Below are 12,699 nucleotides of genomic sequence, written 5' to 3' on the forward strand. Positions count from 1 at the left end.
CATACCAAACCCTGTGGGAGCTGGCTTGCCAGCGATTGCTATCGCCCAGCCCCAGGAGATCCCCATGAAATACCTCCCGCTACTGCTCACCCTGGCCTGCACCCCCGCCCTCGCCGATGACGACGCCTCATTGACCATCAACGGCTGCACCATCGCCCAAGAGAGTCAGTGCCCCAACGCCAACCTGCGCAACGCCGACCTGAGCAACCAGGACCTGCGCAAGATGAACCTGGCCGGTGCCGACTTGCGCGGGGCGAATTTGCGTCATGCGCGCCTGGACCTGGCCAACCTGGAAAAGGCCCAGCTGCAAGGCGCCAACCTCACCCGTGCCAGCCTGCAGCAAAGCAACCTGCGCCTGGCCGACCTGCGTGACGCCAAGCTGGTTGCCGTACAAGCCTGGGGCATGTTCGCCCAGGGCGCCAACTTCGAGAACGCCGACTTGAGCGCCGCCTACCTGGAGTTCGCCCGCCTCTCCGGGGCCAAACTGCACAACAGCAAATTGCAGGCCGCCGACCTGGAAATGACCTGGTTGAGCAAGGCCGACCTCAAGGGCGCCAACCTTGCCGACGCCAACCTGCAGGAAGCCAAGTTCGGCGAAAGCAACCTGGAACAGGCCGACCTGCGCGGCAGCCGTCAGCACTACGCCAACTTTCAGGACAGCAACATGGAAGGCTGCCAGGGTTGCCCGAAAACCTGGGATTAAGCGGCAATGCGCAACAGGCCCGCCTCGATCGCCAGGTGCACCATCTCGGCCTGGGAGGCGACCTGCAGTTTGCTCTTGAGCAGGGTCAGGCAGTTGGACACAGTCTTGGCGCTGATGCACAACTGCTCGGCGATCAGCCGGGTCGGCGTACCCTTGGCCAGCATCAGGAAGATTTCGGTTTCGCGCGGGGTCAGGCCTTGCACACGGGTATGACGCCCTTGGCAGGCCAGGTCGGTGGCCAATGCCTGTTCGATGTAGGCATGCCCGGACAGCACCCGGCGCACGGCTTCCAGCAACACCGCAGGCCCCGCGGCCTTGGACAGAAAGCCACAGGCGCCCGCCTCCATGGCCTGGCGCACCAGGCCCAGGTCAGTGTGCTCGCTGAAAAACAGCACACGCAGTTGCGGCAGGCGCTGGCGCAGGCGCCGGGTGGTTTCCAGGCCGCTGATCCCGGGCAGGTCGAAGTCCATGATCACCAGCCCCGGCAACTGCTCGCCGACCTTGTGCAGGGCCTCTTCGCCGCTGGCCGCCTCAATGATCGCCATGCCCTCCAGGCCCTGTTGCAGCGCAGCGGCCAGGCCCAGACGCAGCATGGGGTGATCATCGACCAGTAAAATGGCCATCTCAACGTGCTCCTGCGGGTTTTCCCCATGCTAGATCGCCCATCTGGGCGCCCGACTACTACTTTGGTACTGTTTTGCTTGTCGATGGTCGCATTCCCAAAGCGTTGCACCTGGCCTGTAATACAGGGGTGCAGCACAACCACAACAATAAGGTGCAAAGCCATGTACAAGATCCTGATCGCCGACGACCACCCGTTGTTTCGCGAGGCCATCCACAATGTCATCAGCGACGGCTTTCCCGGCAGCGAGGTGATGGAAACCGCCGACCTCGACAGCGCCCTGGCGATCACCGGCGATCACGATGACCTCGACCTGATCCTGCTCGACCTGAACATGCCCGGCATGCACGGCCTGGGCGGGCTGATCAACCTGCGCAACGAGGCGCCGACCATCCCGGTGGTGATCGTTTCGGCCGAACAGGACAAGCAGGTGGTACTGCAGGCCATCACTTACGGCGCCGTCGGCTTTATCACCAAGTCCTCGCCGCGCTCGCAGATGACCGAGGCCATCGAGCAGATCCTCAACGGCAACGTCTACCTGCCACCGGACATCATCCGCACCCAGAAAAGTAGCAGCCGGCGCAGCCATGGCGAACACCAGGGCTTTGCCCCGGAACTGCTGCAAGCCCTGACCCGCAAGCAATTGCTGGTGCTCGAACGCATGACCAAGGGTGAATCGAACAAGCAGATCGCCTACAACCTCGACATCGCCGAAACCACGGTCAAGGCTCACGTGTCGGCGATTCTGCGCAAGCTCAATGTGCACAACCGCGTGCAGGCGATCCTCAGTGCCGGCGACATCGACTTCACCGCCTACCTGCGGCGATAGCCCTGGCATATCGCATTCATGCAAATTAGCCATTGAAACCACGGTAACGCCTGAAGTAAGCTCGGGAACATCAACTGGAGAGTCACATGTCGCACACACCCCTCACTCACGCATGCAGCACCGGTCGCCTGTCGCGCCCTGTGGCGGCTGTCGAGTGCGCGACCGCCTCCCCGGCAGCGTTTTATTTTGGGTATTGGTTTAGCCACAGGCGCCGCTGATACCCACACCGGCGCCCACTTTCAAGGGGCCGCCGAACACGAGAATACTCAACCCCCGGTCGGCCCCCCGACCGGGGGTTTTGCGTTTCAAGGCCCCGGCAATTACCGAATTACATTGAGGAACAGAACATGAACTACGCCACCTACCACCGTTACCAACGCTTCAGCTTCTGGCGATTTAGCCAATCCCGTTCGGGCCAGCCTGCCGCCTCCGATCGGTCACTTGTTGGTGGCACGCACACACATGACGTCAATCCGGCCAACTGTCGAACACCTCGATAGGGCCGACAGCGCGGGCCAGACCCCGCCAGCCGCCCAGGAATCCAGAACATGCAATCGTCCACCCTCGCTCTGCCACTGTCCGAACCTTGCGCTGCCAACAGCGCTGTCAGCCAACGTCTGCCGAGCCCGTTGCTGCTCAAGCAGCAAATGCCGCTGTCCCCCGCCCTCGCCGCCCAGGTCGAAGCCCATCGCCAGGCCGTACGCGCCATTCTCGACGACAAAGATAAGCGCCTGCTGCTGATCGTCGGCCCTTGCTCGCTGCACGACCCCCGCTCGGCCCGCGAGTACGCCCAGCGTCTGGCGCGCCTGGCCGCTGAGGTCAGTGACAAGATGCTCCTGGTGATGCGCGCCTACGTGGAAAAACCGCGCACCACCGTCGGCTGGAAAGGCCTGGCCTACGATCCGCACCTGGATGGCAGCGACGACATGCACGGCGGCATCGCGCTGTCCCGCGGGCTGATGCTGGCCATGCTCGAATACGGCCTGCCGGTAGCCACCGAGCTGCTGCAGCCGATGGCGGCCGGCTACTTCGATGACCTGCTGAGCTGGGCGGCGATTGGTGCGCGCACCACCGAATCGCAGATTCACCGCGAGATGGTCAGCGGCCTGGGCCTGCCGGTCGGTTTCAAGAACGGCACCGACGGCGGCGTTGGCATCGCCTGCGACGCGATCCGCAGCGCCGCCCACAGTCATCGGCATTTCGGCATGGACGTGCAAGGCTACCCGGCGATTGTCGAAACCCTGGGCAACGCCGACACCCACCTGGTGCTGCGCGGCGGCAACAAGGGGCCGAACTACGACCCGCAAAGTATCGCCCTGGCTCGCCAGGGCCTGGCCAAGGCCGGGGTCGCGGCGCGCATCATGGTCGATTGCAGCCACGCCAACAGCGGCAAGGACCCGTTGCGCCAACCGGCGGTGTTCAACGACGTGCTCGAGCAGCGCCTGCAGGGCGACACCTCGCTGGTCGGCATGATGCTTGAGAGCCACCTGTTCGACGGCTGCCAGGCGCTGGGCGCGCAGCCGCTGAAATACGGTGTGTCGATTACCGATGGTTGCCTGGGCTGGGATTCGACCGAACGTTTGCTGCGTGAGGCGGCTGAGCGGTTGTGAGCCTTATCGCGGGGGCAAGTCGGGTCGCCGCACCGCCCCTCCCACTTGCCCCGCGATTACTATCAGCCAACCCTCATTTGCGTTAGGCTTGGGGTTTTACCCCAAGGAGCCACTCCCATGGCCAAAGCCACTGCCCGTCACATCCTGGTTGCCACTGAAGACAAGTGCAACGAACTGAAAGCCCAGATCGAAGCTGGCGCCGATTTCGCCGAAATCGCCAAGGCCAACTCCACCTGCCCATCGAGCCGCCAGGGCGGCGACCTGGGCTCGTTCGGCCCGGGCCAGATGGTCAAAGAGTTCGATACCGTGGTGTTCAGCGCACCGGTCAACACCGTGCAAGGCCCGGTGAAAACCCAGTTCGGTTATCACCTGCTGGAAGTGACCAGCCGTCAGGATTGATCGCTGGCTGACAAGCCGGCCCTCAGGGCCGGTTTGTTCACCCGAGTGACCTGCTAAGCTTCAGCCACAGTCGTGGTTCAGGTGGTCAGGCGCTTGCGAATTGCTCCCTTCCCCTTCCTGTTGTTCGTCTTCGGCCTGGCACTTGCCTGGTCATGCGCCGCCACGTCAGCACCCGTTCACGCCCTGACCGTCTACGGTGAAGCGCCGCGTTACCCGGCCGGCTTCCAGCACTTCACTTACGCCAATCCCAACGCGTCGAAAGGCGGAACGTTGCGCCGCTCGGCCATCGAGATCGGCCAGTTCGACCACCTCATTCCCTATATCGACAAGGGCATCGGCGTTGCCGAGGTCGATGGCTGGCTGTACTCGCCGCTGGCCGTGCGCTCGCAGGACGAGCCCTACACGGTGTATGGGCTGGTGGCGCAAAAGCTTGAACGCGATCCCGACGGGCACTGGCTGCGCTTCTATCTTGACCCTCGAGCACGCTTTGCCGATGGCCAGCCGATCCGCGCCGAGGATGTGCGCTACACCTTCGAGCTGTTCATGCGTGCGGGCAATCTCAGGTACCGCACTCAATTCGCCGATGTTGATGAGGTCACGGTAGAGAACCCGCGGCAGATCATCTTCCACTTCAAAAGCAACCAGAACCGCACGCTGCCCCTGGACCTGGCGACCTTGCCGGTACTGCCCGAGCACTGGTGGAAGGACCGCGACTTTGCCAATGGCGCAGGCTTCGAAGCACCGCTGGGCAGCGGCCCGTACAAGGTCGGCCGGGTCGACAACGGCCGCAGCATCACTTTCGAGCGCGACAAAAGCTGGTGGGGCCGCGACCTGCCGGTCAACCGTGGCCGCTACAACTTCGACCAATTGCGCATCGAATACTTCGGCGACACCGAGGTGGCGCGCCAGGTGCTGCGCGGCGGCGGCTTCGACTACAACCGCGAGTTCTCCGCCACCGCCTATACCCTCGGCTATGCCAGCCCGGCCCTGGACGATGGCCGCCTGCAACGCGCGCACCTGGCCAAGGATGCGCCGCAGACCGCCCAGGGTTTTGTCTTCAACCTGCAGCGCCCGGTGTTCAAGGACCGCCGGGTACGCCAGGCGCTGGCGCTGCTGTGGGACTTCGAGTGGAGCAACCGGCAGATGATGCGCAACCTGTACATTCGCCAGCAGAGCTTTTTCGCCAACAGTGACCTGGCTGCGCGCAGCGTGCCCGATGTGCAGGAGCTCAAGTTGCTCGAACCGTTGCGCGGCCAGGTGCCCGACGAGGTCTTCAACCAGGTGTTCGAAGCGCCGCGCACCGACGGTTCGGGGCTGATTCGCGACAAGCAACTGCAAGCGCTGGCACTGCTCGAGGCGGCTGGCTGGAAACCCCGGGGCGATCAGCTGGTCAACGCCCAGGGGGAACCGCTGACCTTCACCTTCCTCAATGGCCAGGCCGGTTTCGAACGCCTGCTGTTGCCGTGGAAGCGCAACCTGGCGCAGATCGGCATCACCCTGGAGATCCGCCGCATCGACGCCTCGCAGTACGTCAACCGGCTGATGGCCCGCGACTATGACCTGATCGTCACCGGCTACCCGGTGTCGCCGTCGCCGGGGCTTGAGCTGTACAACTATTTTGGCTCGGCGGCAGCCAACGACCCCGGCTCGAACAACTACATGGTGCTGCAGGACCCGGCGGTGGACCGCCTGCTCGACGGCCTGGTCAAGGCGGCGAGCAAGGCCGACATGCTCCACCATGCCCATGCCCTGGACCGGGTGCTGAGCTGGAACTACTACTGGATCCCCAACTATTACCCGCCTGGCTCATCCACCGTCTGGTGGAACCGCTTCGGCCTGCCCAAGGTGCAGCCGAGCTACGACGAAGGCCTGGACAGCTGGTGGGAAGTCAGCCCGACGCCGCTGACCAACGCGCAGATGGCCGAGCGCCTGGGGAGCCCGCCATGATCGGCTACATCCTGCGCCGTCTGCTGCTGATCATCCCGACCTTGTTGATCATCCTGTTGGTCAATTTCGTCATCGTCCAGGCCGCGCCGGGCGGCCCGGTCGAGCAGGCGGTTGCGCGCCTGCAGGGCATTGGCGGCGGTGCGCCCGGGGCCAGCGCCGAAACCCTGCACGCCAGCTCGCGCGCCAGCCGCGGCCTGGACCCCAAGTTGCTGGAAGACATCAAGCGCCAGTACGGCTTCGACAAGTCCGCGCCCGAACGCCTGTGGCTGATGCTCAGCCAATATGCCCGGCTGGACTTCGGTTCCAGCTTCTTTCGTGGCGCCAAGGTTACCGACCTGATCCTGGAGAAGATGCCGGTGACCCTGTCGCTCGGCTTCTGGGCCACGTTGATCACCTACCTGGTGTCGATTCCTTTGGGGATCCGCAAGGCGGTGCGCCACGGCACGGCGTTCGATGCCTGGAGCAGCAGCCTGATCGTCATTGGCTATGCCCTGCCTTCGTTCCTGTTCGCCCTGCTGCTGATCGTGTTGTTTGCCGGCGGTACCTCGTTGAACTGGTTTCCGGTGCGCGGGCTGGTTTCGGAAGACTTCGGCCAGCTCAGCCTGCTGGGCAAGATCGCCGACTACTTCTGGCACCTGGTGCTGCCGGTGGGTGCGCTGGTGATCGGCGGTTTTGCCACGCTGACCCTGCTGACCAAAAACGCCTTTCTCAACGAGATCACCCGCCAGTACGTGATCACCGCCCGGGCCAAGGGGCTGAGCGAGCAGCGGGTGCTGTATGGGCATGTGTTTCGCAATGCCATCCTGCTGGTGGTGGCCGGCATTCCCCAGGCGCTGATCAGCGTGTTCTTCGCCGGCTCCCTGCTGATCGAGGTGATTTTCTCCCTCGACGGCCTGGGGCGCATGAGCTACGAGGCGGCAGTGTCGCGGGATTATCCGGTGGTGTTCGGCTCGCTGTTCATCTTCACCCTGTTCGGCCTGCTGGTGAGGCTGATCGGTGACCTGTGCTACACCCTGGTCGACCCGCGCATCGACTTTGCCACGAGGGCGCACTGATGTTCAGCCTGTCGCCGGTTTCGCGCAGGCGCCTGCAGCGCTTTCGGCGCAATCGCCGGGGCTGGGTTTCGCTGTGGCTGTTTGCCTTGTTGCTGCTGGTGAGCCTGGGCGCGGAACTGGTGGCCAACGACAAGCCGTTGCTGCTGGGCTATCAGGGCCAGCTGTATCTCCCTGCATTCAAGCGCTACAGCGAACAGCAATTCGGCGGCCAGCTACCGTTTCAGCCGGACTATCGCAGCCAGTACGTACGCCAGCTAATCGAGGGTCAGGGCGGCTGGATGCTGTTTGCACCGGTGCCCTTCAGCGCCGATACGCCGAATTACGATTTGTTGGTACCCGCACCCAGCCCGCCGTCTGCGGTCAACTGGCTGGGCACCGACGACCAGGCCCGGGATGTGCTGGCGCGGGTACTGTATGGCACCCGGGTATCGATACTGTTTGCCCTGGCGCTGACGGCGATCAGCACGCTGATCGGCATCGCCGCCGGCGCCTTGCAGGGCTACCACGGCGGTTGGGTCGATCTGATCGGGCAGCGTCTGCTGGAAGTCTGGTCGGGCCTGCCGGTGTTGTATCTGCTGATCATCCTCAGCGGCTTTGTCGAGCCGAATTTCTGGTGGCTGCTGGGGATCATGGCGCTGTTTTCCTGGCTGGCGCTGGTGGATGTGGTGCGCGCCGAGTTCCTCCGTGGACGCAACCTCGAATACGTGCTGGCCGCCCGCGCCCTGGGCCTGCCGGACCGTTGGGTGATCCTGCGGCACATCCTGCCCAACGCCATGAACGCCACCCTGACCTACCTGCCGTTCATCCTTACCGGCGCGATCACCACCCTCACCGCCCTGGATTTTCTCGGCTTCGGCATGCCGGCCGGCAGCGCGTCGCTGGGTGAGCTGGTGACCCAGGGCAAGCAGCATTTGCAGGCTCCGTGGCTGGGCTTTACCGCGTTCTTTGCCCTGGCATTGATATTGTCGCTGTTGGTGTTCATAGGCGATGCCTTGCGCGAAGCCTTCGATCCACGGGCATAATCGCAGCCTTTACCCCGGCGGAGCGGCCCATGCAGGACAGTGACAGCCTCAAGGACTATCAGCAGGTGCGCCTGCTGGCGATTCGTTCGCTGTTCGAGATCATCGAGCAGTCCAGCGAAGGCACGATCATCGTCGACCGTGATGCGCGCATCGTCTGGATGAACGAGCGCTATGCCCGGCGCTTTGGCCTTGAAGACGCCAGCAGCGCCATCGGCCAACCGTGCGAAAGTGTCATCCCCGGCAGCCTGATGCGCGACGTGGTGAACAACGGCCGACCGATCCTGTTGGACATGCTCGACACCCCCAAGGAGCCGCTGGTGGTGATGCGCCTGCCGGTGCACGACGCTGCCGGCAAGCTGATCGGCGCCATCGGTTTTGCCCTGTTCGACGAGCTGCGCAGCCTCTCGCCGCTGCTAAAGCGCTACGCCAGCATGCAGCAGGAACTGGCCTCGACCCGCTCGTTGCTGCGCGCCCGCCAGGCCAAATACAGCTTCGCCCAGTTCATCGGCACCAGCGCCGCCAGCCTTGAGGTCAAGCGCCGCGCCCGGCGTGGCGCCAGCAGTGATTCCCCGGTGTTGCTGCTGGGCGAGACCGGCACCGGCAAGGAGCTGCTGGCCCACGCCATCCATGCTGCCTCGCCGCGGGCGCACAAGGCGTTTGTCAGCATCAACAGTGCGGCGATTCCCGAAACCCTGCTCGAAGCCGAGTTCTTCGGTACCGCCCCGGGTGCCTTTACCGGTGCCGAGCGCAAGGGCCGCCCGGGCAAATTGCAGATTGCCGAGGGCGGTACCTTGTTCCTCGATGAGATCGGCGACATGCCCTTGCCCCTGCAAAGCAAGTTGCTGCGGGTGCTGCAGGAAAAGGAATACGAGCCGGTGGGTTCCAACCAGATGATCCAGAGCGATGTGCGGATCATCGCCGCGACCTCCACCGACCTGCAGGCGGCCATGGCCCGTGGCGAGTTCCGTGCCGACCTGTACTACCGGCTCAATGTGCTGCCGATCCAGGTGCCGCCGTTGCGTGAGCGGCTGGACGATTTGCCGGCACTGAGCGAAGCCATTCTTGAAGAGCTGGGCAGCCAGCACGAGCTGGAAGATGAAGCCCAGGCGCTGCTGGCCCGGCATGCCTGGCCGGGCAATATCCGTGAGCTGCGCAATGTGCTGGAACGAACGACCTTGCTGACGGATCAATTGCGTTTGGGGGTGCGGGATGTGCAGGCGGCGCTGGGCAACCTGGCGCCGCTGCAGGTCCAGGCGCCGCAAGTGAACTATAAACAGGCCTGTGCCGAGTTTGAGCGGCAGTTACTCGAAAACACCCTGGCGCGCTGTGCCGGGAATGTACCGGAAGCGGCGCGGCAGCTGGGGTTGGGGCGGTCGACGCTGTACAAGAAACTGGTGGCGCTGGGAATCAAGTCCCAATAACTGGAATCAAGTCTCTTATTAGAGACTTATGCCTATCCCTATGGGAGCCGGCCTTGCCAGGCTTGGGGCTGCTTTGCAGCCCATCGCCGGCAAGGCCGGCTCCCACAGGGCTTGTCTCAACATAGAGACAAATTCAATTAAATTCATTAAAGAATTCACTTTTTACCTTTAAATTCAATAGCTTATAAACATGGCACGATTCCCGCTATCTCCTCCTAACCAACAAAAACAAGATGCACCCAAGGAGACACTCGATGAGTGTGATCATCGCCCTGGCAGCCCTGGCAGCCCTGGCAGCCCTGGCAGCCCTGGCGCTGCTGATGCTGGCTGCCTACCGTGGTTATAGCGTTATCCTCTTCGCCCCCATTGCCGCCCTTGGCGCGGTGCTGTTGACTGACCCTTCCGCAGTCGCCCCGGCCTTTACCGGGGTGTTCATGGAAAAGATGGTCGGTTTCATCAAACTGTACTTTCCGGTGTTCCTGCTCGGCGCCGTGTTCGGCAAGCTGATCGAGCTGTCGGGCTTCTCGCGTTCGATCGTCGCCGCCGCCATCCGCCTGCTCGGCACCCGTCAGGCGATGCTGGTGATCGTGCTGGTCTGCGCCCTGCTCACCTACGGCGGTGTGTCGCTGTTCGTGGTGGTGTTTGCGGTGTACCCGTTTGCCGCCGAGATGTTCCGCCAGAGCAATATCCCCAAGCGCCTGATCCCGGCCACCATCGCCCTGGGGGCGTTTTCCTTCACCATGGATGCGCTGCCCGGCACCCCGCAGATCCAGAACATCATCCCCAGCACCTTCTTCAACACCACCGCCTGGGCCGCGCCCTGGCTGGGCCTGATCGGCACCCTGTTCGTGTTCTGCACCGGCATGCTCTACCTGCAGCGCCAGCGCAACAAGGCCCAGCGCGCCGGTGAAGGCTATGGCAGCGAGCTGCGCAACGAGCCGGAAACCGCCGCCGACCTCACCCTGCCCAACCCGCTGCTGGCGTTGTCGCCGCTGCTGCTGGTGGGGGTGATGAACCTGCTGTTCACCCACTGGATTCCGGCCTGGTACGGCAAGACCCATAGCCTCAGCCTGCCGGGCATGAGCACGCCGGTGCAGACCGATATCGCCAAGCTCACGGCGATCTGGGCGGTGGAAGCGGCGTTGCTGCTGGGCATCCTGCTGGTGCTGGTGGCAGGCTTCGGCGCGATCAAGAACCGCCTGGCCGAGGGCAGCAAAAGCGCGGTGAGCGGCGCCTTGCTGGCAGCGATGAACACGGCCTCCGAATATGGCTTTGGCGCGGTGATCGCCTCGCTGCCGGGGTTTCTGGTGCTGGCCGATGCACTGCGGGCCATCCCTAACCCGCTGGTCAACGAAGCGATTACCGTGACCTTGCTGGCCGGTATCACCGGCTCCGCTTCCGGCGGCATGAGCATCGCCCTGGCGGCGATGTCCGACAGTTTTATTGCCGCCGCCAACGCCGCCAACATTCCCCTTGAAGTGCTGCACCGGGTCGCAGCCATGGCCAGCGGCGGCATGGACACCCTGCCGCACAACGGCGCGGTGATCACCCTGCTGGCGGTCACCGGCCTGACCCACCGCGAGGCCTACAAGGATATTTTCGGCATTACCCTGATCAAGACCCTGGCGGTGTTCGTGGTGATTGCTACGTTCTATGCCACCGGTATCGTTTAAGGAGCACCCTATGAGTCTCATCGGCAAGACAGCAGTCGTCACCGGCTCTACCAGCGGCATCGGCCTGGGCATCGCCCAGGTATTGGCCAAGGCCGGCGCCAACCTGATCCTCAATGGCTTTGGCGATGCCAGCGCGGCGATTGCCGAAGTCGCCCGCCACGGTACCCGGGTCGGCCATCACCCGGCAGACCTCAGCGACGTGGCGCAAATCCAGGACCTGTTCACCTACGCGATGCGCGAGTTCGGCGGCGTCGACATTCTCGTCAACAATGCCGGCATCCAGCATGTGGCGGCGGTCGAAGACTTCCCGGTGGAGCGCTGGGATTCGATCATCGCCGTCAACCTGTCGGCCGTGTTCCATGGTACCCGCCTGGTGCTGCCGGGCATGCGCGCGCGCAACTGGGGGCGGATCGTCAACATCGCGTCGGTGCATGGCCAGGTCGGCTCCACCGGCAAGGCTGCGTATGTGGCGGCCAAGCACGGGGTGGTGGGCCTGACCAAGGTGGTCGGGCTGGAAACCGCCACCAGCAACATTACCTGCAACGCGATTTGCCCGGGTTGGGTGCTGACGCCGCTGGTGCAGAAACAGATCGATGACCGTGCCGCCAACGGTGTCGATCCGCAGCAGGCCCAGCACGATCTGCTGGCCGAGAAGCAGCCGTCTTTGGCCTTCGTCACTCCCGAACACCTGGGTGAGCTGGTATTGTTCCTCTGTAGCGAGGCTGGCAGTCAGGTTCGTGGCGCTGCCTGGAACATCGATGGCGGCTGGCTGGCCCAGTGACGGGCAGCCTGGCAACCTGGCTGCGGCATCGTGTTTTTTGACCTGCAAGGAGGCCTTATGCGCCCACTCTCCCTCACCGCGTTGTTCACCCTGACCCTGGCAGTCGGTACTTCGGTACAGGCCGCCAGCCTCAAGGACGTGGCGCCCTACCCCGAGGCCGAAAAAGGCTTTACCCGCCAGGTGATCCACCTGCCAAAGCAGGCTGACGAGTCGGCCTACAAACTCGAAGTGCTGGCTGGCAAGCAACTGGAAGTCGACTGCAACCGCCAGCACCTGGGCGGCAACCTCGAAGAGCAGACCCTGCAAGGTTGGGGTTACAACTACTACCGTCTGGAAAAAGTCATGGGCCCGGCATCGACCTTGATGGCCTGCCCGGACGGCAAGAAAAAACAGGCATTCGTGCCGGTGGTCGGCGAAGGTTTTATGCTGCGTTACAACAGCAAGTTACCGGTGGTGGTGTACGTGCCGGAAGGCGTTGAAGTACGTTACCGCGTCTGGTCGGCCTCGAACAAAGTGAAAAAAGCTACAGTGGAATAAAGCACTGCTGATCGCTGGCAATGCCAGCTCCCACAGGAATCGAGTGAACCCAGATCTTGTGGGAGCCGGCGTTGCCGGCGATGGGGTGCGAGCAGCCCTG

At 63.5% G+C, this 12,699-nt stretch carries 12 protein-coding genes; 11 read left to right on the forward strand and 1 reads right to left on the reverse strand.

The window, feature by feature from the left end; all coding sequences use genetic code 11:
* The first annotated feature begins 64 nt into the window (after positions 1-64).
* On the forward strand, positions 65-703 hold the full coding sequence (locus LOY45_RS13820) for a pentapeptide repeat-containing protein (RefSeq protein WP_115086712.1): 639 nt from the start codon (positions 65-67) through the stop codon (positions 701-703).
* Here LOY45_RS13820 and LOY45_RS13825 read toward each other — a convergent pair.
* On the reverse strand, positions 700-1,326 hold the full coding sequence (locus tag LOY45_RS13825) for a response regulator transcription factor (RefSeq protein ID WP_115086713.1): 627 nt from the start codon (positions 1,324-1,326) through the stop codon (positions 700-702). The genes LOY45_RS13820 and LOY45_RS13825 overlap by 4 nt on opposite strands.
* Positions 1,327-1,488: 162 nt before the next feature.
* On the opposite strand from LOY45_RS13825, the gene LOY45_RS13830 reads away from it, so the two are divergent.
* The 10 genes from LOY45_RS13830 (at position 1,489) to eco (ending at position 12,599) form a co-directional block, all read left to right on the forward strand.
* Entirely contained in the window at positions 1,489-2,154 is a 666-nt protein-coding gene (locus LOY45_RS13830) for a response regulator transcription factor (RefSeq protein WP_115086714.1), read from the forward strand.
* Positions 2,155-2,702: 548 nt separating this feature from the next.
* The gene (locus LOY45_RS13835; RefSeq protein WP_258577835.1) at positions 2,703-3,764 is read left to right on the forward strand and encodes a 3-deoxy-7-phosphoheptulonate synthase; all 1,062 of its coding nucleotides are present in this window, start codon (positions 2,703-2,705) and stop codon (positions 3,762-3,764) included.
* A 117-nt stretch (positions 3,765-3,881) separates the two neighbouring features.
* Positions 3,882-4,163 carry a peptidylprolyl isomerase gene (locus LOY45_RS13840; protein WP_010226518.1) on the forward strand — a complete coding sequence of 94 codons (282 nt, stop codon included), beginning with the start codon at positions 3,882-3,884 and terminating at the stop codon, positions 4,161-4,163.
* Positions 4,164-4,256: 93 nt separating this feature from the next.
* A complete protein-coding gene (locus LOY45_RS13845; protein WP_115086716.1) occupies positions 4,257-6,110 on the forward strand; it encodes an extracellular solute-binding protein in 1,854 nt (617 codons plus the stop codon).
* The gene (locus LOY45_RS13850) at positions 6,107-7,165 is read left to right on the forward strand and encodes a microcin C ABC transporter permease YejB (protein WP_115086717.1); all 1,059 of its coding nucleotides are present in this window, start codon (positions 6,107-6,109) and stop codon (positions 7,163-7,165) included. The genes LOY45_RS13845 and LOY45_RS13850 overlap by 4 nt, the downstream gene beginning before the upstream one ends.
* The gene (locus LOY45_RS13855; protein WP_115086718.1) at positions 7,165-8,187 is read left to right on the forward strand and encodes an ABC transporter permease; all 1,023 of its coding nucleotides are present in this window, start codon (positions 7,165-7,167) and stop codon (positions 8,185-8,187) included. Before LOY45_RS13850 ends, LOY45_RS13855 begins: the two co-directional genes overlap by 1 nt.
* Positions 8,188-8,216: 29 nt before the next feature.
* On the forward strand, positions 8,217-9,608 hold the full coding sequence (locus LOY45_RS13860; RefSeq protein WP_115086719.1) for a sigma-54 interaction domain-containing protein: 1,392 nt from the start codon (positions 8,217-8,219) through the stop codon (positions 9,606-9,608).
* Between the two features lie 254 nt (positions 9,609-9,862).
* Positions 9,863-11,281 carry a GntP family permease gene (locus tag LOY45_RS13865; RefSeq protein WP_420832689.1) on the forward strand — a complete coding sequence of 473 codons (1,419 nt, stop codon included), beginning with the start codon at positions 9,863-9,865 and terminating at the stop codon, positions 11,279-11,281.
* A gap of 10 nt (positions 11,282-11,291) precedes the next feature.
* Positions 11,292-12,062, forward strand: coding sequence for a 3-hydroxybutyrate dehydrogenase (hbdH, locus tag LOY45_RS13870; protein WP_115086721.1), 771 nt, complete (start codon positions 11,292-11,294; stop codon positions 12,060-12,062).
* Between the two features lie 57 nt (positions 12,063-12,119).
* Positions 12,120-12,599: a serine protease inhibitor ecotin gene (gene eco / locus LOY45_RS13875; protein WP_115086722.1), complete on the forward strand. Its 480-nt coding sequence runs from the start codon at positions 12,120-12,122 to the stop codon at positions 12,597-12,599.
* Positions 12,600-12,699: the final 100 nt, after the last annotated feature.

The sequence above is a fragment of the Pseudomonas wadenswilerensis genome (assembly GCF_024749185.1).
Classification (GTDB): domain Bacteria; phylum Pseudomonadota; class Gammaproteobacteria; order Pseudomonadales; family Pseudomonadaceae; genus Aquipseudomonas; species Aquipseudomonas wadenswilerensis.